16 protein-coding genes are annotated in these 19,304 nt (G+C 68.3%); 8 read left to right on the top strand and 8 right to left on the bottom strand.

Annotation, left to right across the window (positions count from 1 at the left end):
* Positions 1-54: 54 nt before the first annotated feature.
* Positions 55-852 (bottom strand): peptidylprolyl isomerase, encoded by a 798-nt coding sequence (locus V6M51_RS17235; RefSeq protein WP_332769140.1) that lies wholly within the window; start codon positions 850-852, stop codon positions 55-57.
* Positions 853-976: 124 nt separating this feature from the next.
* Between V6M51_RS17235 and V6M51_RS17240 the strand changes: the two genes are divergently transcribed.
* The 3 genes from V6M51_RS17240 to V6M51_RS17250 are packed head-to-tail and all read left to right on the top strand — an operon-like array spanning position 977 to position 2,627.
* Positions 977-1,303 carry a PadR family transcriptional regulator gene (locus V6M51_RS17240; RefSeq protein WP_332769142.1) on the top strand — a complete coding sequence of 109 codons (327 nt, stop codon included), beginning with the start codon at positions 977-979 and terminating at the stop codon, positions 1,301-1,303.
* Complete coding sequence (locus V6M51_RS17245) at positions 1,300-1,872, top strand: DUF1700 domain-containing protein (RefSeq protein WP_332769144.1); 573 nt, start codon at positions 1,300-1,302, stop codon at positions 1,870-1,872. The genes V6M51_RS17240 and V6M51_RS17245 overlap by 4 nt, the downstream gene beginning before the upstream one ends.
* A 5-nt stretch (positions 1,873-1,877) precedes the next feature.
* Positions 1,878-2,627, top strand: a complete 750-nt coding sequence (locus V6M51_RS17250; protein WP_332769146.1) for a GIN domain-containing protein — start codon at positions 1,878-1,880, stop codon at positions 2,625-2,627.
* A gap of 149 nt (positions 2,628-2,776) precedes the next feature.
* On the opposite strand, the gene V6M51_RS17255 is transcribed toward V6M51_RS17250, so the two are convergent.
* Positions 2,777-3,421 carry an arylesterase gene (locus V6M51_RS17255; protein WP_332769147.1) on the bottom strand — a complete coding sequence of 215 codons (645 nt, stop codon included), beginning with the start codon at positions 3,419-3,421 and terminating at the stop codon, positions 2,777-2,779.
* Between the two features lie 56 nt (positions 3,422-3,477).
* Between V6M51_RS17255 and V6M51_RS17260 the strand changes: the two genes are divergently transcribed.
* The 3 genes from V6M51_RS17260 to V6M51_RS17270 all read left to right on the top strand — a co-directional run bounded on the left by V6M51_RS17260 (position 3,478) and on the right by V6M51_RS17270 (position 7,167).
* Positions 3,478-4,155, top strand: coding sequence for an ABC transporter ATP-binding protein (locus V6M51_RS17260; protein WP_332769148.1), 678 nt, complete (start codon positions 3,478-3,480; stop codon positions 4,153-4,155).
* On the top strand, positions 4,152-6,671 hold the full coding sequence (locus V6M51_RS17265) for an ABC transporter permease (RefSeq protein WP_332769150.1): 2,520 nt from the start codon (positions 4,152-4,154) through the stop codon (positions 6,669-6,671). The genes V6M51_RS17260 and V6M51_RS17265 overlap by 4 nt, the downstream gene beginning before the upstream one ends.
* A gap of 235 nt (positions 6,672-6,906) precedes the next feature.
* Complete coding sequence (locus V6M51_RS17270; RefSeq protein WP_332769152.1) at positions 6,907-7,167, top strand: hypothetical protein; 261 nt, start codon at positions 6,907-6,909, stop codon at positions 7,165-7,167.
* 158 nt (positions 7,168-7,325) lie between these two features.
* Here the strand turns inward: V6M51_RS17270 and V6M51_RS17275 are convergent, their stop codons facing one another.
* Genes V6M51_RS17275 through V6M51_RS17285 form a run of 3 tightly spaced genes read right to left on the bottom strand, consistent with a single transcriptional unit; the run spans position 7,326 to position 11,982 of the window.
* Positions 7,326-8,381 (bottom strand): 2-oxoacid:ferredoxin oxidoreductase subunit beta, encoded by a 1,056-nt coding sequence (locus V6M51_RS17275; RefSeq protein ID WP_332769153.1) that lies wholly within the window; start codon positions 8,379-8,381, stop codon positions 7,326-7,328.
* Entirely contained in the window at positions 8,378-10,210 is a 1,833-nt protein-coding gene (locus V6M51_RS17280) for a 2-oxoacid:acceptor oxidoreductase subunit alpha (protein ID WP_332769154.1), read from the bottom strand. Before V6M51_RS17280 ends, V6M51_RS17275 begins: the two co-directional genes overlap by 4 nt.
* Positions 10,201-11,982, bottom strand: coding sequence for an FAD-dependent oxidoreductase (locus V6M51_RS17285; RefSeq protein ID WP_332769156.1), 1,782 nt, complete (start codon positions 11,980-11,982; stop codon positions 10,201-10,203). The genes V6M51_RS17280 and V6M51_RS17285 overlap by 10 nt, the downstream gene beginning before the upstream one ends.
* Positions 11,983-12,331: 349 nt before the next feature.
* On the opposite strand from V6M51_RS17285, the gene V6M51_RS17290 reads away from it, so the two are divergent.
* The gene (locus V6M51_RS17290) at positions 12,332-12,514 is read left to right on the top strand and encodes a hypothetical protein (protein ID WP_332769157.1); all 183 of its coding nucleotides are present in this window, start codon (positions 12,332-12,334) and stop codon (positions 12,512-12,514) included.
* Positions 12,515-12,559: 45 nt separating this feature from the next.
* On the opposite strand, the gene V6M51_RS17295 is transcribed toward V6M51_RS17290, so the two are convergent.
* Complete coding sequence (locus V6M51_RS17295; protein WP_332769158.1) at positions 12,560-12,727, bottom strand: hypothetical protein; 168 nt, start codon at positions 12,725-12,727, stop codon at positions 12,560-12,562.
* 292 nt (positions 12,728-13,019) lie between these two features.
* Between V6M51_RS17295 and V6M51_RS17300 the strand changes: the two genes are divergently transcribed.
* A complete protein-coding gene (locus V6M51_RS17300; protein WP_332769160.1) occupies positions 13,020-13,805 on the top strand; it encodes an energy transducer TonB in 786 nt (261 codons plus the stop codon).
* Positions 13,806-13,816: 11 nt separating this feature from the next.
* Here the strand turns inward: V6M51_RS17300 and V6M51_RS17305 are convergent, their stop codons facing one another.
* Positions 13,817-16,048 (bottom strand): hybrid sensor histidine kinase/response regulator, encoded by a 2,232-nt coding sequence (locus V6M51_RS17305; RefSeq protein ID WP_332769162.1) that lies wholly within the window; start codon positions 16,046-16,048, stop codon positions 13,817-13,819.
* A 118-nt stretch (positions 16,049-16,166) separates the two neighbouring features.
* The gene (locus V6M51_RS17310; RefSeq protein ID WP_332769163.1) at positions 16,167-18,992 is read right to left on the bottom strand and encodes a TonB-dependent receptor plug domain-containing protein; all 2,826 of its coding nucleotides are present in this window, start codon (positions 18,990-18,992) and stop codon (positions 16,167-16,169) included.
* Positions 18,993-19,304 lie beyond the last annotated feature (312 nt).

A 19,304-nucleotide genomic window follows, 5' to 3' on the forward strand; every position in this document is an offset into this window, starting at 1 on the left:
GCAGCCTCCGAGTCCCGCGCGCCAGAAATCCCGCGCGGATCGTTAGGCGGTCTCTCAGCGGGCGGGGATCTCGATGTCGCAAACGGTGAAGTCGGCGCCCTTGGCGGCGCGGACCTTAGCGACCAGGGCCTTGAAGGCCGGCCCGCGCTCGTCCAGCACCTCGGCCTTGGGCCGTTCAATGGCCGGGATGTCTGCGGCGACCCGGACGCGGATCATCCGGTCAGGCTCAGCCGGCGGCTCGCCGACCGCCATGGCGCGGATCACCTCGAGGCCTTTCACCGCCCGGCCCCAGACCGTGTAGTCGCCGTCCAGCCGGCGACTGGCCTGGCGCATGAAGAAGATCTCGCTGTTGGCGGTGGTGATGGCTTCCTGCCGCCCCATGCCGGCGACGCCGGGGCAGTAGGCGCCGCTCGCGCGGCGGCCGAGCGGGTTCGTATCCAATAGGTCCTGGGCGCCGATGAAGGGGGTCGATCCGACGAAGCCCTCAACCGCGTCGCTGGTGTCGCGGACGATGACATGGGGATCGCCGGTCTTGATGCGGAAGGTGAACTCCGGCGCCAGGTCGGGGTGCTTGGAGACCCCGCCGTCCCTGTTGTTCGGATTGCCGGTCTGGTCGACGAAGTTCTCGATCACCCGGTGGAACAGCAGGCCGTCATAGACCCCCTCCCGGGCCAGCAGCTTGATCCGCTCCACGGCCTTGGGCGCCAGGTCGGGCCGCATCTCCACCAGGATCGTTCCCTTGGAGGTCTCGATGACCAGGGTCTCGGCGGGGTCCAGGGCCCGCCAGTCGGCGGCCTGGGCGGGCGCCGAAATCGACAGGGCGGCCATACAGAAAGTGAATAGACGAAGCATGTTTTCGACTATCGACAAACCGTCGCCATTCGCAACGGGCGGAGCTTACTAACTTGTAATGCACGCTACCTTGCACCGATCACTACCGTGCGATACACGTTAGCTCGAAGTGGAGGTGCGCGTCGTGGCGGAAGCCGTTCAAGTCCAGCTGAAGAAGGGGGTGCTCGAGCTCTGCGTGCTCGCGCTGCTCTCCCGACAGGACAGCTACGCCTATGAGATCGCGAGCCGTTTGGCCGAGGGGATCGATATGGGGGAAGGCACCATCTATCCGTTGATGCGAAGGATGCAGACCGACGGGCTGGTCGACACCTATCTGGTGGAGAGCTCTTCCGGTCCGCCACGCAAGTATTACAAGCTGACCGAGGCCGGGAAGCAGAGCTTCACGGCCCAGAAGGCGGAATGGGCGGCGTTTTCCCGCGCCGTCGAGGCCATCCTGGGAGACACGAAATGACCCGGCAGGCCTTTATCGACCGGTTGCGGCTGGGCCTCTCGGGGATGCCGCCGCAGGCCATCGCCGACGCCATCGCCGACTATGAGGCGCACTTCGACGAGGGGCTGGCCGCCGGCCGCTCCGAGGAGGAGGTGGCCGCCGCCCTGGGCGATCCCGCTCGGCTGGCGCGCGAGCTGCGCGCCGAGGTCGGCCTCAAGAAGTGGGAAGAGCAGCGCAATCCCTCGGCCGCGGCCGGCGCGATCTTCGCCGTTCTGGGCCTGGGCGCCATCGACCTGCTGATCCTGCTGCCGATCCTGATGGCGGTGGCCGGGACCCTGTTCGGGCTGATCATCGCGGTCATCGCGGTGTTCTTCGCCGGCGGCGTCGTCTTCGCGGTGGGCCCCTTCTTCCAGCCCCCGGGCGGGACGGCGACCGCCCTGCTGGGCGGCATCGGCCTAATGGCCCTGGCGAGCTCCGCCGGCGCCGTGCTGACCCTGATCGTGATCGCCTTCGTCAACGCCCTGGTCTGGTATGGGCGTCTCCACTACCGGCTGCTGAAGCCGGCCATCGAACCTCAAGTGCAAGGGTGAGCTCCATGATCCGCGTCCTCGTCCTCATCGCCATCACCGGGTTCTTCGTCGGCGTGGTGGCGCTCTCCAGCGCCGCGGCCATCGGCGGGCCCGACCTCGCCGCCCGCAACTGGCATTGGATCAATCACTGGAGCGACATCGACTGGGACCATGTCGATCGTGACGTCGACTTCGATATCGACGCCGGCGAGTCCAGTTCCACCGTCACTCGCGAGATCGCCTGGACCGGTGGCTCGGAGCTGGAGATCGACGTCCCAGCCGACGTGCAGTTCACCCAGGCGCCGGGCCCGGGCAAGGTTGTCATCACCGGCCCCAAGCGCGCCGTCGAGCGGGTGGTGCTGGAGAACGGACGCCTGGGGACCGACGGGACCCACTATTCCGGCCGCCGGCTGAAGATCACCATCGCGGCGCCAGATGTCCGCAAGTTCCGCATCGGCGGCGACAGCGAACTGGTGGTCGAGGCCTACAAGCAGGACAGCCTGGCGATCGACGCCTCCGGATCCACCGAGGTGACGGTCCGCGGCGTGACCCGCAAGCTCGCCATCGATGTGTCGGGGTCCTCGGAACTGGATCTCTCAGGGCTCGAGGCCGAGGAGGCGGCGCTCGACAGTTCCGGCAGCGCCGAGACGTCTCTCGCCCCCAAGACCGCGGCCAGGCTGGACATCTCGGGCGCCTCGGAGGTGACCCTGCTCACCAAGCCCGCCCAGCTCGACACCGACATCTCCGGGGCAGGCGAGCTGCACGAGGCGAACTAGGTTCGGCCCCGCTCGAAGGTTCGTCATCCTCGACCGCGCGACGCGCGTGTCGGGGACCCATGAACACCGCGTTCGAAGATCGATCCGCTGGCTCGGAGACCATGGATGGCCGGGACTTACGCCCGGCCATGACGAGCGAGGGTATGGGATTAGCGCTGACCCGAGAGCGCTCTGGCGACCACCGGCGCCAGGCCGCGGGCGATGACCTGGACGCCCTGGGCGTTGGGGTGGAAGCCGTCGCGCTGGTTGAGGGTCGGGGTCTGGGCGACGCCGGCCAGGAGGTTGGGATAGAGGGCCGCCCCATGGGTCCGGGCCACGGCGGCGAACACCGCTTCGAACTCGCGGGCGTAGGCACGGCCGATCACCGCCGGGGGTTTCAGGCCCGCCACCACCACCGCGATCTTCCGCGCCCGCAGCCGAGCGACGATGCGGTCAAGATTGGCCTTGGTCCGCTTGGGATCCTGACCCTGCAGCAGATCGTTGCCGCCCAGCGCCACCACGCAGACGCTCGTGTCCTTCTGGACGCTGAAATCCAGCCGGGCGAGGCCGCCGGCCGTGGTGTCGCCCGAGACGCCCGCGCCGCGCACCAGGGCGCTCGCGCCCAGCCGGTCGAGCTCGGCCTGCAACCGGGCGGGGAGGGCGGCCCGCGCAGGCAGGCCGTAGCCGGCGGTGATGGAGTCGCCCAGCAGCGTGACCACACGCCGTGGCGCCGCCAGGGCCGCGCCGGGCAGGGTCAAGGTCACCGCTGCGATCAAGGCGCGGCGGGTCGTCAGGCTTGTGGGTGTGTCGGCCATTCTCCTGCCCTATCTAAGGCTTCGCTTGCCAAGCCGCCATCGCTTCAGAGGTCCCCTTGTCCGACGCTGGTCCGCCGCTCGTCCTCTCGAACGTCTGCCTCACCCTGCCGTCGGCGGCAGGTCCGGTGGATATCCTGCGCGACCTGAGCTTTTCCGTGGCCGAAAAGGAGCGGGTGGCGGTCACCGGGCCGTCGGGCTCGGGCAAGTCCTCGCTGATCGCCGTCGCCGCCGGCCTGGAGCGGCCGACTTCCGGCTGGGTCACCCTGTTCGGCCGCGAACTCTCGAAGCTGGACGAGGACGGCCGCGCCCGCCTGCGGCGGGGCCGGGTCAGCCTGGTGTTCCAGGCCTTCCACCTGCTGCCCAACATGACGGCGCTCGAGAATGTCGCCGCCCCCATGGAGATCGCTGGGACGGCCGACGCCGAGGCCGTGGCGAAGGGCTGGCTGGACCGGGTCGGGCTCTCGGCGCGCCTGAAGCACTATCCGCACCAACTCTCCGGCGGCGAACAGCAGCGGGTGGCGCTGGCCCGAGCGCTGGCGCCGCGGCCGGCCCTGCTGTTCGCCGACGAACCCACGGGCAATCTGGACGGGGTCAACGCCGCTCATGTGGCCGACCTGCTGTTCGGGCTGGTGGCGGAGGAGGGGGCCGCCCTGGTCCTGGTGACCCACGACGAAGCCCTGGCCGCCCGCGCCGACCGCCGGGTGCGGCTGGCCGACGGGCGCGTGGCGCTGTGAGGTTCCTGGCCTGGCGGTTCGCCGCCCGCGAGCTGCGCTCGGGGGTGAAGGGGTTCCGCATCTTCCTGGCCTGCCTGGCGCTCGGCGTGGCGGCTATCGCCGCGGCGGGATCGACCGCCGAGGCCTTCCGCACCGGCCTGGCTGTCCAGGCGCGCGAGATCCTGGGCGGCGACATGGCTGTCTCCCTGGAGCAGCGCCAGTTCACCGACACCGAGCGCAAAGCCATCGAGGCCGCCGGCGCGACCTCCTGGGCGGTGGGGACACGGGCCATGGCCCAGACCGCGTCCGGCGAGCGCCGCCTGGTCGAGCTGCGCGGGGTGAGCGAGGCCTATCCGCTCTCAGGCAAGGTGACCCTGGAAACCGGCCAGCCCCTTGCCCGGGCCCTGGCCATCCGCGACGGGGTCGCCGGCGCGGCGGTGGAGCGCGCCCTGTTGGAGCGCCTGGGCCTAAAGATCGGCGACCAGATCCTGGTCGGCGAGATGCCGGTGGTGGTCCGCGACGTCCTGTTGGAGGAACCCGACCGGCTGTCGCGCGGCTTCGCGCTGGGCCCGCGGGTGCTGGTCCGCCGCCAGGCGGTGGCGGCGGGCGGGTTCCTGGAGCCAGGCCTGACCTTCGCCGAGACTGCGCGCGTGGCCCTGCCGCCAGCCACGGACCTGAGGGCCGCGCGCCAGGCCCTGCGCAAGGCGTTGAGCGACAAGTCCATCCGCATTCGCGACCGCGAGGACGCCGCCCCGGGGATCCGCTGGCTGATCGACCAGTTGGAATATTTCCTGGGCTTCATCGGCCTGGCCTCCCTGGTGGCCGGCGGCCTGGGGGTGTTCGGCGCCGTGACCGCCTTCCTTGAGGCCCGCAAGCCGTCGATCGCCGTGCTGAAGGCGCTGGGGGCCGAGGGGCCGTTCATCCGCGACCTCTACCTGATCCAGATCGGGGTCCTGGCCCTGCTGGGCGTGGCCATCGGCCTGGCGGTCGGGGCCGCGGCGCCTTTCGTCCTGGGCGGGCTGGTCCCCGACGACATCCCGGTCCCGGCCCTGTTCGACATCTATCCGGTCCCGTTGCTGAAGGCCGCGGCCTTCGGCCTGCTATCGGCGGCGGCCTTCTCCCTGGCGCCGCTGGCTCGGGCGCGGGTGACCCCACCGGCCAGCCTGTTTCGCCGCGACGTCGGGGGGCGGCTGAAGCTGAGCGTGGAGACCGTGGGGGCGGGCGTCGCGGCCCTGGCGCTGGCGGCGCTGTCGGTGATCACCGCGCCGACGCCCCTGGCGGCGGCCGGGATGATCGGCGGGGTGGCGGTGTCGTTCGCCCTGCTGTGGAGCCTGGGGCTGGGCGCGGCCTGGCTGGCTGGGCGGCTGCGGGGGCGGACGCGAGGGTCCGTGCGGATGGGCCTGGCCAATCTGGCGGGACCACGCTCGGCGGCGCGCACCGCCGCGCCCGCCATCGGCTTGGGGGTGGCCCTGCTGTCGGCGGTGGTGCTGATCCAGTCCAGCCTGCTGCGCCAGGTGGCCGAGGTCGCGCCGCGCACCGCGCCGGCCCTGGTGTTCACCGAGATTCCCGGCGCGCGGGCCGCGGAGTTCGATGCGGCGGTGGCCGCCGCCTTCGCCGCCCCCCTGACGCCTGAGACCTATCTGCGCGCGCCGTTCCTCACCGGACGGATCATCCGGCTGGGCGGCATGCCAGTGAACCGCAACGCCATCAACGAGCAGGAGCGCTGGGCCTATGACAACGACATCTCGCTGTCGGCCATCGGGGCGGAACCCAAGAACGCCAAGATCGTCGAGGGGCGCTGGTGGCCGGCCGACTATGCCGGCCCGCCGCTGCTGGCCATGGAGGTCGACGCCGCCCGGGCCGGCCGGCTGAAAGTCGGCAACCTGGTGACCCTGTCGGTGCTGGGCCGCGAGATCGAGGCCAAGGTGGCCGTGCTGCGCGAGGTCGATGTGGGCGGGTTCGGGGCGAGCTTCCCCCTGATGCTGAACCCCTCGGCCCTGGAAGGCGCGGAGCTGCGCCATGTGGCCATCGCCAAGGCCAGCCGGGCGCAGGAGGCCCGCGTAGGACGCGCGCTCGGCGCCGCCTTCCCGGAAGTGAACGTGATCTCGGTGCGCGAACAGCTGGAGGCCGCCACCGACCTGTTCGACCGCCTGGCGCTCGCCATCCGCGGCGCGGCCGGCGTGGCCGCCCTGGCGGGGCTGCTGGTCCTGACCGGGGCCATCGCCGCCCGCGCCCAGGCCCGGGCGCGGGAAGCCACCATCCTCAAGGTGCTGGGCGCCTCGCGGCTGCAGATCCTCGCCGCCTATGTTCTGGAATACGGCGCGGTGGGCCTGATCGCCGGGGTGACCGGCGTCGGCCTGGGCGTGATCGCCGCCTGGCCGGTGGTGACCCTGGTGTTCAAGGCCGACTGGGCCATCGATTGGGGCGGGGTGGCGGCCCTGGTGGGCGGCGCGGCCCTGCTGGCGGGATTGGGCGGACTGCTGGCCTCGCTGCAGGCCCTGGCCAAGCGCCCGGCCGACGCGCTGCGTGCGGAGTAGGGTCTTGCGACGCGTGGACTGAGACCAGGAGGTGTTCCCCCTCTGGGGGAGCTCCCGGCCGAATGGCCGGGTGAGGGGGACTTTGACTCTTGTGGAGGGTCCGATCCCCCTCCGTCTCGTCGCGAAGAGGCGACGATCCACCTCACCCAAATCGCGCTGCGCGCTGGGGGAGGAACTCGAGGCGGAGCGAGTCGCATTAAGTTTCTAGTCACCGAAGCAGCCCGGTATGCGCGGGATGAGGTTAGTCCATTCCGCCGAACCCGTTCGCTTCGACCACGGCGCGGCGTTGCGCGTGCCGCCGCCGCATGACGTGAAGAACTGGCGGACGCTGTGGATGTGGTTGGGGGAGGACGCCCAGGCCATGACCGAGGCCGGCTCCGTCCAGGTCTGCACGCCCGAGGGCTGGACCGTCGCCCAGCCCGGCGACTGGATCGTGCTGTCGGTGAGCGGCGAGTTCCACGTGGCCCATGCGGGACGCCGAGCGTTTCATTCGTAGGGGCCGGATCAGCTCACCTACCGCTCATCCCGGCGCAGGCCGGGACCCAGGTCGTAGGGCGAAGGGCTAGGTGTCTGATCCGAAGCGCGGCGGCTGAATCTGGGTCCCGGCCTGCGCCGGGATGAGCGGGCTTGAGGTCAGGCCGGCTGGTCTGCCGCCTACCGCAGCGAGGCGTTCAACTTGGCGAGCACGTCCACGCCGGGCGCCAGTTCGGCTTCGTTCAGGCTGTTCAAGGGAACATCCACCGTGTCGAGGTTCTCGTGCAGGTCGCGGGCTTCGGGGTCGATGAACAGCAGGCCGGTGACGATCTCGCCCAGGGCCTGGCGGGCCTGGAGATAGGCCAGGGCGCCGACCCGGTCGCTGGGGTCGTAGTGCTGGGCCAGCTTATGAAGCTGCAGGATCGAGCCGTCGTGCTGGGTGACCGGGACGGTCGTGCCGGGAGCGTAGTCGACCTGGATCTCGTCGCGCGGGACGACGACGTCCAGGCGGTTCACCGCCTCGTTGTGCTCGCGGACATAGTCGTAGCTCTTGGTCGAGCCCACGTGGTTGTTGAACTGTACGCAGGGGCTGATGCAGTCGATGAAGGCCGCGCCCTTGTGGGCCAGCGCCGCCTTGATCAGCGGCACCAGCTGGGCCTTGTCGCCGGAGAAGGAGCGGGCGACGAAGGTGGCGCCCATCTGCAGGGCCAGCATGACCAGGTCGATGCCGGCGTCGTGGTTGACCACGCCCTTCTTGGACTTCGAGCCCTTGTCGGAGGTGGCGGAGAACTGGCCCTTGGTCAGGCCGTACACCCCGTTGTTCTCCACGATATAGAGCATGTTCACGCCGCGGCGGATGGAATGGGCGAACTGGCCCAGGCCGATGGAGGCTGAGTCGCCGTCGCCCGAGACGCCCAGATAGATCAAGTCGCGATTGGCCAGGTTGGCGCCGGTGAGCACCGAGGGCATGCGGCCGTGGACGGTGTTGAAGCCGTGGGAATTGCCCAGGAAATAGTCCGGGGTCTTGGATGAGCAACCGATGCCGGAGAGCTTGGCGATCCGGTGCGGCGGCAGCTCCAGCTCGTAGCAGGCCTGGATGATGGCCGCCGAGATCGAGTCATGCCCGCAGCCGGCGCAAAGCGTCGAGACCGAGCCCTCATAGTCGCGCCGGGTGTAGCCCAGGCTGTTGGCCGCGAGCTTGGGGTGATGCAGCTGGGGCTTGGTGATGTAGGTCATTCGGCGGCCTCTGGCGCACGCACCCGCCCGGAAGCGGTCATCAGATCGCCGATGGCGCCGGCGATGAAGCGGGCGGTGATCGGCGAGCCGTCATAGTTCAGCACAGGGACCAGCTTGGCCGGGGCGACGTCGCCCTCGTTGACCAGCAGGGTGCGTAGCTGGGCGTCGCGGTTCTGTTCGACCACGAACACCCGGTCGTGGGCGGCGATGAAGTCGAACACCTCGTCGGCGAAGGGGAAGCCGCGCACGCGCAGGGCGTCCAGGTGCAGACCCTGGGTTTCCAGGGTTTCCAGCGCCTCGTGCATGGAGGGGGTGCTGGAGCCGAAATAGATCACCCCCTCGCGGGTGGCGCGCTTGGCAGGGCGGGCGATCGGGGCCGGGACCAGGGCCTTGGCCGTGTCGAACTTGCGCAGCAGGCGCTCCATGTTGTCGACATAGACCGCGCCCTCTTCGCTGTAGCGGGCATAGGGATTGCGCGAGGTGCCGCGGGTGAAATAGCCGCCCTTGGTGGGGTGCACGCCCGGATAGGTGCGGTACGGGACGCCATCGCCGTCGACGTCGAGGTAGCGGCCGAACTCCTTGCCGGCCTCCAGGTCCTCGTAGGTCATCACCTTGCCGCGGTCGAGCTTGCGCTCGGGGTCCCATTCGAAGGGCTTGGTCAGCCACTCGTTCATGCCGATGTCGAGGTCGAGCATGACGAAGATCGTGGTCTGCAGCCGGTCGGCGAGATCGAAGGCGAGCGCCGCCATCTCGAAGCTTTCGCCCGGATCGGCGGGCAGCAGCATGGGGTGCTTGGTGTCGCCGTGGCCGGCATAGGCGCTGGCCAGCAGGTCAGCCTGTTGCGTCCGGGTGGGCATGCCGGTGGACGGCCCGCCGCGCTGGACGTCGAAGATCACCGCCGGGATCTCGGCGAAATAGGACAGGCCGATGAACTCGGTCATCAGCGAGACTCCGGGCCCCGAGGTGGCGGTGAAGGCGCGCGCGCCGTTCCAGCCGGCGCCCACCACCACGCCGATGGAGGCGATCTCGTCTTCGGCCTGGACGATGGCGTAGCGCGCCTTGCCGCTGTCCGGATCGGTCCGGTAATCCTCGCAGAAGCCGGTGAAGGCCTCGGCGAGCGAGGTCGAGGGGGTGATCGGATACCAGGCGCAGACGGTGGCGCCGCCATAGACCGCGCCCAGGGCCGCGGCCATGTTGCCCTCGACGAAGATGCGGTCGCCGACGCTGTCCGCGCGGGCGACCTTGAGGCCGAGGGGCTGGAGGTTCTCGCTCACATGGTCCCGGCCCATCTTGAGCGCCGCGACATTGGCGGCGATCAGCCGTTCCTTGCCCGCGAACTGCTCGGACAGCAGGGTCTCCAGGACCTCAAGCTCGATGCCAAGAAGGGCGGCCAAGGCCCCGACATAGATGATGTTCTTGAACAGCTGCCGCTCGCGCGGAAGCTGGTAGGCGGCGTTACAGATGGCGGTCAGGGGCACGCCCACCACATTGATGTCGTCGCGGAACTTCTCGCGGGGCAGGGGCTTGGTGGAATCGTAGAACAGGTAGCCGCCCGGCTCGATCTCGGCGATGTCGCGGTCCCAGGTCTGCGGGTTCATGGCGACCATCAGGTCCACCCCGCCGCGCCGCCCCAGGTGGCCCGCCCCGGTGACCCGCACCTCGAACCAGGTGGGCAGGCCCTGGATGTTGGACGGGAAGATGTTGCGCGCCGCCACGGGCACGCCCATCCGCAGGATCGACTTGGCGAACATGCCGTTGGCGCTCGCCGACCCCGATCCGTTGACGTTGGCGAATTTGACGACGAAGTCGTTGACGGCCTCTAGCGGCATGTCCCCCCCGCATGGGTCATATCCAGGAGGAACTTCTGCATGTCCCAGGCCCCAGTGGGGCAGCGTTCGGCGCAGAGGCCGCAATGCAGGCAGACGTCCTCGTCCTTGACCATCACCCGGCCGGTCTTGAGATCGCCGGAGACCAGGATGGCCTGTTCGGTATTGAGCGCCGGGGCGTTGAGACGGCCGCGCAGGTCCTCCTCGTCGCCGTTCTCGGTGAAGGTGATGCAGTCCACAGGGCAGATGTCGGCGCAGGCGTCGCACTCGATGCAGGCGGGCTCGGAGAACACCGTCTGGATGTCGCAGTTGAGGCAACGCTGGGCCTCGCGATAGGCCATCTCACGATCGAAGCCGAGCTCGACCTCGACCTTCACGTCCTTGAGCGCCACGGCCTTGTCGCGCAGCGGCACCCGGTAGCGGAGGTCGTTGGCGATGTCGTTGTCGTAGCTCCACTCGTGGATGCCCATCTTCTGGCTGGCCATGGAGAAGCCTGGCGGCGGGCGCTCGGCGAGGTCCTGGCCCTTGCAGAACTTGTCGATGGAGATGGCCGCGTCGTGGCCCTGGGCCACGGCCCAGATGATGTTCTTGGGCCCGAAGGCCGCGTCGCCGCCGAAGAAGACCTTCGGATGGGTGGACTGGAAGGTCACCGGGTCGACCTGGGGCATGCCCCATTCGTTGAAGACCAGGCCGATGTCGCGCTCCATCCAGGGAAAGGCGTTCTCCTGGCCCACGGCGATCAGGACGTCGTCGCACTCGAAATGCTGGTCGGGCTCGCCAGTGGGGACCAGGCTGCGGCGGCCCCGCTCGTCCAGCCGCGGCTCGACCTTCTCGAAGGTGACGCCGGTCAGGCGACCGTCTTCGTGGGTGAAGGCCTTGGGGACCAGGAAGTTGAGGATCGGGATGTCCTCATGAATGGCGTCTTCCTTCTCCCAGGGCGAGGCCTTCATCTCCTCGAACCCGGAGCGGACGATGACCTTGACGTCCTCGCCGCCCAGGCGGCGCGAGGTGCGGCAGCAGTCCATGGCCGTGTTGCCGCCGCCCAGCACGATCACGCGGCGGCCGATCTTCTCGATGTGGCCGAAGGAGACGCTGGAGAGCCAGTCGATGCCGATGTGGATGTGGCCGGAGACCTCGCGGCGGCCCGGCAGGTCCAGGTCGCGGCCGCGGGGAGCGCCCGAGCCGACAAAGACCGCGTCATAGCCCTCGTCGAGCACCGACTTGAGGCTGTCGACATAGGAGCCCAGCCGCATCTCCATGCCGAGGCCGGTGATGTAGCCCACCTCTTCGTCGATGACGGACTCGGGAAGGCGGAAGCGGGGGATCTGGCTGCGGATCATGCCGCCGGCCTTGGTGTCGCCGTCATAGAGCACCAGCTCGTAGCCCAGGGGCGCCAGGTCGCGCGCCACGGTCAGCGAGGCGGGGCCAGCGCCGATCAGGGCGATCCGCTTGCCGTTGGAGGCGGCGGCGGGCGGGGGCAGGCGGCCGGTGATGTCATCCTTGTTGTCGGCGGCCACGCGCTTGAGGCGGCAGATGGCGACGGGTTCGTCCTCCACCCGGCCGCGGCGGCAGGCCGGCTCGCACGGGCGGTCGCAGGTCCGTCCCAGGATCCCCGGGAAGACGTTGGACTTCCAGTTGACCATGTAGGCGTCGGAATATCGGCCTTCGGCGATCAGACGGATATATTCGGGAACCGGCGTATGGGCAGGACAGGCCCACTGACAATCGACAACCTTGTGGAAGTAGTCGGGACCCTCGGTACTGGTGCGCTGCACAAACCACTCCCTCTCCCCGACGCCGTTCTCCCGCAACCGCGAAGACGAGCTCCAATGGAGCAAATCCAGCCAATTGCGGCGCGACGTTCGTTATCGATGGTAAGTCCTTATCCGGGTCTCGGCCAATACGTTTCTCGGACCGCGGGAGGCGATTTTTCGCCTGGCGGCGTCTGAAAATCGCGATCCGGGTCGCTCTTGGCGCGCCAGCCTCGCGGATGGTGCAGCGCCCAAATCCCGCTCAACAGCCTGTGATCATGCGACGAATCCCGAGCTTGACCCTTTGACTGTCGCGGGATTGTCGTAACACTTGATTAACCCGCAAGGGGTGGCCTGCCGCGAGGAACCATCGATGCCGAATCCGATGATCGACGTCAGTTCAGTGCTCGCTTCGCCCGTTCCCGAAGATTTCGTCTCCTACACCGTCGATCTCGACGACGGCGAAGCCGAGCGGATCGCCGCGGCGATGGCGATCAACGAGCGCCGCGCCCAGGTGGAAAACCCAGAAGGCCTGCGCCGCGCCCGCGCACTCTGACCGACGCACCCGTCGAGACCCAGCCTAGGCTCGCGCAACAGCTCGTCAGAGCTGCGGAATTTCGGCCGCCGACATCGGGACATTGCCTGACAGCCAGAGGCCAATCAGCACCGCGATCGCGACGATGGCGGCCAGCACCAGGGCCCAGGCATTGCCAAGAGTCGGTATGCCGCGAGTCTTGACGTGCGCATCGGCCGCGCGGTGCGGCGTCAAGGGACGTCCGACGCGTGGAATATGCAGATGCGGTAGGTGTAGATTTATCGCCCTCATGGCGACCTCCATACGATGACCGGCGGAGGCCGCGCGTAGACGCAGCCGCGCCTGGCTTTTGTTCAACGGTTTCGCTTGGACTCGGTTCCGGATTCTGCGACTTGCCAACGACCCGCCACGCGCCTCGGATCGAATATTTCCCGACACGCCCTTCATGCACGTCGCCGTGTTTCCCATCTGAAGGGTGGCCGGTCGCCGTGAGTTGAACCGGAGGCGGTCGGCGGGAGTGGTCGCCATGCCGTCTTCCACCGCACTCGCGCACGCCGCCCATGGCCTGGACAGCGAGGTCGGCCGCGTCCTGCGGCGCGTTCTGGTCCGGGGAGCGCGCGACCCGCCCAGGCCGCGGGCAAGGCGCCGTCGCCAAGGCCCTTGGCTGGCCGTCCTCGCGTCGCTGTCGGTCCACGCCATCATCGGCGTCTATGTGTGGAAGGCGAAGTTCGAGCCGAACTACAGAGAATACGCCGACGATGTGACCAGCGTGGAACTGGTCAAGCCCGTACCGCCACCTCCACCGCCGCCGCCGCCTCCGCCGCCCCCGAACACCCCCCCGCCGCCGCCGCCGAAACTGCAGCCCCGCCCGCCCGCCGCCGTGGTCGATCTGCCGCCGACGATTCCGCCGCTTCCCGTCCCGCCGGTTGAGCGCCGGGTGGAGCAGCCCGCCCCGCCCCGCATTGTCGAGCCGTTGCCGCCGACGCCGGTGGTCGCGCCACCGCGCCCGGCCGTGATCCAGAACCCCGATTGGCTGCGCCGGCCCAGCGGGGAGGATTTCGCCCGCTACTATCCCGATCGGGCGTTGCGCATGAGCGTGGAGGGACGGGTGACGTTGAGTTGCACAGTGACCGCCAAGGGCGCCCTGGAGGGCTGCACGGTGGCCTCCGAGGTCCCGGACGATCAGGAGTTCGGCGCGGCCGCCTTGCGCATGACGAGGCTCTTCAAGATGCGGCCCATGACGCGCGACGGTGCGCCGGTCTCAGGAGGGACGGTGAAGATTCCCATTCGATTCACGCTGCCAAGAGACTGAGGCCCCCCAACCTAGCCGGCCGAAGTGCGTCTCGGCGCGCCTAGTTCTTCGGACGCGTCCTGGCTTAGCGCGAGCTCGATGCCGGCAAGCAGGCGCTCGGGCGTGATCGGCTTGGAGATGTGATGATTGGCGCCGGCCTCGACGGCCAGGGCCAGGTGCTCGTCCATGGCGTTGGCGGAGAACATGGCGATCGGCGTGGGCGCATAGCCCGCCGCGGCTTCGCGTCGCCGGATCGTCCGCGTGGCCGCCAGCCCGTCCATCACCGGCATCTGCATGTCCATAAGGATCAGGTCGAACAAGCCCGGCTGGAAGATGTCGACGGCTTCCTGGCCGTTGCCGACGATGGTCAGGTCGATGCCGGTGGGCGCCAGGATGAGCTGGACGACGCGCTGGTTGGTGGGATGGTCTTCGGCCAGCAGGATCCGGATGTTCCCCATATCCGGGGGGGAGGGGCTCGCCGGCTCATCCGTCGCGACCCCGGCGATCTGTCGCCGCCCGTATTCGGCGAGCGTCACGGTCCGCCGGAGCGGCAGATCCACGGTGAACACGCTGCCAGCGCCGGGTTCCGAACGCGCGGAGATCTGGCCCTGCATTAGTTCGGTCAGCGCCTTGCAGATGGCCAGGCCCAGACCCGTGCCGCCGAACTTCCGCGAGATCGAACCGTCGGCCTGGACGAACCGGCTGAACAGGCGGTTGGCGGCCTCGGCGTCGAAACCGATCCCGGAATCGACCACCTCGATGCGGATGATCGTCGGTTCCCCGGGCTGGAAAGGATCGATGGCTTCGACCTTGACGGCGACGGCGCCCGCCGGGGTGAATTTGATGGCGTTGGAGGCGAGGTTCGAAATGACCTGCTTGATCCGCACGGCGTCGCCCTCGAAGACGCCCTGGGCGGCCTCGTCATAGGCGACATGGAATTCCAAGCCCTTCTCGTCGGCGCGGGCGCGCATCAGCTCCGCGGCCACCTCGATCTCCTGGCGCAGGTCGAAGGGCGCGACCTGAAGCTGGAAATTGCCCGCCTCGATCTTGGCCTGGTCGAGGATGTCGGAAAGCATCCGCTCCAGCATCTGGCCTGAGGACTGCACCAGGGCTACCATCTCGCGCTGGCCTGGCGAAAGCTCGGTCCGCGCGAGGGCGCCGGCGATGCCGATCACCCCGTTGAGCGGCGTGCGGATCTCGTGGCTCATATTGGCGACAAAGACGCTTTTGGCGTGGTTGGCGCTCTCGGCGAGGTCGCGGGCGGCCTCGAGCTGGTGCTCCAGCGCCTTGCGCTCGGAGATGTCGATGGTGGTGCCGACCACCCGCAGGGGCTGGCCGTCCGGTGTCCGCGACACCAGCCGACCGCGTGAGAGCACCCACTTGTAGCCGCCGTCCTTGCAGCGCATCCGGAGTTCCGAGGTGGTGTGCGGCGTTCGGTCCTGAAAATGCGCCGCATATTGTTCGCCCAGCATCGGCAGGTCGTCGGGATGGACGAAGACGCGCCAGTCGGCGATCGGCGTCTCGATCTCGCCGGGGGCATAGTCGAGCATGGCCAACCAGGCGGGGCTGGGGTGGAGCCGGCCGCTGCCGACGTCAATCTCGAAAAAGCCGTCGCCCGAGGACTCGACGGCGATCGAGAGTTTGCGCTCGAGATCGACGAACTCGATCTGGCGATTGGTGAGTTCGTTCAGGACCGCGCCATGATCCAGCGAGAAGCGCCGCGCCGCCAACGCCGCCAGTCCAATGAGCGTCGGAATGAGGAAGGATGGCCAGGCCAGGCCAAACGCCAGGGCCGGGCCGAGCGCCGCGGCCATCAGCGCCGGCGATATGGTCGCCAGCAGCAGCGTCCGGTTGGCGCTGAAATGGACGAAGGTGGTCAGGACCGACCCGCCAATCCAGGTCGCGGCCAAGGCGACGCCCACCGGCGACCCGTCGGCCAGCCACAGCACCGTCAGGGTCTGGAATAGGCAGGCGCCCACGAAATTGACGGCCGCCAGGCCGACCGCTGCGCGATCCTCCCGCATCCGGGTCAGGAAGGGCTCGATCAGGGGCTGCGCCACCAGCTCCCAGGCGCCGATCGCCGCGATCCAGGCCGCCGAGACCATCCAGGGCAAAACGTGGAGGGAAATCAGCGCGTAAGCAGCCGCGAATCCGATCCGGTCGAACCTGCCGCGCCGGCCGAGGGTGATCGCCGTGCGAACGTCGAACGCCACGGCCGCGGCGGACCGGTCGTCGGCGACTTTCGCTTTCGGCGCGCGAGGCATCAACGTTTCCCCCCTTTTGGCCAAAGCCTACGCCAGGGGCCTGGAAGGTCGCGTTAACAAGCGCTTGCCGACAAATCGTCGCAGCGCCGCCCCGCATCCGCGGCTGCGGATCGTCCGCCTAGAAATCCAGTCGCAGGCCGACCCGGAACGTGCGGCCGAACACGTCGTAGAGGCTCCGGTTGGTCTGCGGATAGCCCGCCGTGTTCTCGGCGCCGAGCGCGTTCGGATTGCCGACCAGGACCGGTTCGGTGTTGAACAGGTTCTTGATCGAGACGAAGGCCTCGCCGTCGACACTGGCGACCGTGAAGCTGTGGGTGGCCGAAACATCGAAATAGATCGCCCCTTCGATGCTGTTGTCGTTGATCGTGTAGTAGGGCGCGACGCTGGCCGGGCAGGCGCTTTGGCACTCGGTGTAGGCGTTGCTGACCACGCCGTCGCTGACGCCTCGGGCGGTCAGGTTGAACGACCAGGGTTCCAGGTTGTAGGTGGCCGACAGGCGGTAAACCCAGTCCGGCGTGCTGCCGGTATTGGCGCCGGCCAGGTCGATCGCGGTGACGCCGTCGTCCGTCACGTTCTCGATATAGTGGGTGAACATGCCGCGCAGGGTTAGGGCGCCGGCGCCCCAGGCGACGAGGTCCTCCAGGTTGGTGCGGTATGAGACCTCGATGTCGAGGCCCTTCGCCGACATGCTGTTGAGGTTGTCGTAGTAGAGGTCGATGGTGCTCAGCGACCCGTTCACGAACTTCAGGTTGCTGCAGTACGACGCGACTTTCTGGATGTAGCAGTAGTCGGCTGTCTGTTGGGCGGTGACGAAGCTGATGACCCCGTTCACCTTGATGTCGTAGTAGTCGATCGAGGCCTGGAAGCCGGGCAGGAAACGCGGCGAGACCACCACCCCGACGCCATAGCCGTCGGCGACCTCGGGCTTGGCGTTGGGATTGCCCTGCAGGTTCTGGACGAAAGCGGTCGAGACACCGTTGATGTTCACCGAATTGCTGCGCGCGGTGCCGGCGTCGTACAGCTCGCTCATGTTCGCCGCGCGGATGTCGCGCGACGCCGAGGCTCGGAACTTGATGTCGTCGATCGGCGCGTAGGTCAGGCCCGCCTTCCACGTCTTCACCGTGCCCGAGGTGCTGTAATCCGTCAGACGGAACGCGCCGTTGAAGTCCAGGCCGGCATAGAGCGGCACCACGCCTTCCAAATAGGCCTCGGTCACGTCGTACTTGCCGGTGGTGACCTTGTAGTTGCCGTACTTCCAGCCGTTCGCGTACTGGGGATCGACCGTGCCGGTCATCTTCTCCTTGCGATACTCAGCGCCCGCCGCCAGCGAGATCGGCCCGGCCCAGCCCTCGATGCTGCTGGTCGTCAGGTTGAAGGCCGCGACGTCCTGAGTGAATTCCTGCTCACGCAGCGGCGTGCCGAGCACGTAGTTCAGCGCCGCCTGACTGGCCACGCCCACGCCGAAGCGATTGAGTGGCACGCAGCCGTTGCCGGGACTGGTGATCGTGGAGCGACAGACGATCTGGCCGTTGCTGAGCACGGCGTCCGTGGCGAGCGCCAGGCGCGCATTGTTCCAGGTCGGGGTCAGCTGCTCGTGGGTTTGGGTCTTGCCGTGCTGATAGTAGGCGTCCCAGTCGATATCCAGGTTGAACAGCTGGAAGTCGCCCTTGCCGCCGACCACATAGCGCTCTGTCTCGCGGACCATGGCGCTGCCGGAGGCTGGCATGTCGGCGTTGCTGGTGCCCATGGTGAAGGAGGTTAGGCCAAGCGCGGTCATCTGCGCCTTCACCGCGGCCGGCAGGTAGGCGTTGTCGGATCGAATGACGAGGCCGGTCTGGGTCGGCGAGATGTAGTAGCCCAGGCCCTCGTACCTGGCGTAGGACGCCTGGGCGAAAATTTCGACACTGGGTGTCAGCTCGTAGCTGACGCGTCCGAAATAGCTGTCGCGGTCCTCGTTCGGGATCAGGGTGTTGGTGCCGTTGATCCCCGAGGTCGAATATTCCCAGTCGCCGCCGACCATCCACTGGCCCGACACCGCGCCGTAGGCCAGCTGGTTCACCGAGCCGTTGACGCCGAAATAGGTTCCCCGCATCGGGCCCGCGGTGATGAGGCCGCCAGGGGTGTAGGTCGAGATGCCCACATGATCGGCGACGATGTAGTAGGGCGCGGTGGCCGAGAGGTCGGTGTTGCGGATCGCGAAATGGCCGCTCTTGTTCCAGTCGCGGTCGATGGTCTGGACCCCGTCCTGCCGCACCCACTCGGCGCTGACCAAGGCGTGGCCCTTGCCCCCGGCGAAGCCGCCGCCGGCGGTGATGTTGTACTTCCAGTTCTCGCCGTCGCCGTAGGTGGTCTCGCCGTATTCGAGCGTGGTTTTGACCCCGGTGTATTCCTTGTCGAGGATGAAATTGACCACACCGCCGATGGCGTCGGAGCCATAGGCCGAGGAGGCGCCGCCCGTCACCACCTCGACCCGCGAGATCAGCGACTGCGGGAAGGTGTTGGTGTCGACCTGGCCTGTGGCCGCGGAGACGACGGATCGCTGCCCGTCGAACAGCACCAGGGTCCGGCCGGTGCCCAGCGAACGCAGGTTGAGCGCGCTGATGCCGGCCGCGCCGTTGCTGAGCGCCCCTGAGGAGCTGGCCGCCGTCGAGCTGCCGGCCACCGAAGGCATTGTGTTGACGAAGTCGGCGATGTTCGCCGGCGCGGCGGCGGCGATTTCCTGGGCCCCCAGGACGTTCACCGGCGTCGGCGCGTCATAGCCGTCGCGCGCGATCCGCGATCCCGTGACGACGACCTCGTCGACGGCCTCGTCGCCCGCCGCCGTGTCCGTCGCGGACTGGGCGAATGCGGCCTGACCCGACACGAGAAGGGCTGTCGCGCTGACCGTTGCGAGCGCATGGCGCCGGACATTCAATGCCGACCGAAGGCTTTCCGCGAGCTTCATTTCTATCCCCAGATAAGTGTTCGCTAATAAAAGCGGTCGATTGCAATTGTTGTCGCCGTGCGCCTCCTAGAAGGGCAAAGCGGTTCCCTCGGGCGCCGAGCTATTCGGTGCGCCGCTTACTCAACTTGATTTTGAACCCTCGCCCGACCGTCCGAACGGTTGAGCTCGCCATCCGGAACCTAGGCTCCGGTCCACCGCGTTGGTCGCGGCGCATCCTGTTTGTTTCCAGCCCCGTGGACCGCCCCTGGAGGGCGGCTCAGTAAATATCCGCGCAGCGTGCGCGGCGGCAGGAGACACGTATGATAGGACCGC

It is taken from the genome of Phenylobacterium sp. (genome assembly GCF_036677185.1).
In the GTDB taxonomy this organism is placed as follows: domain Bacteria; phylum Pseudomonadota; class Alphaproteobacteria; order Caulobacterales; family Caulobacteraceae; genus Phenylobacterium.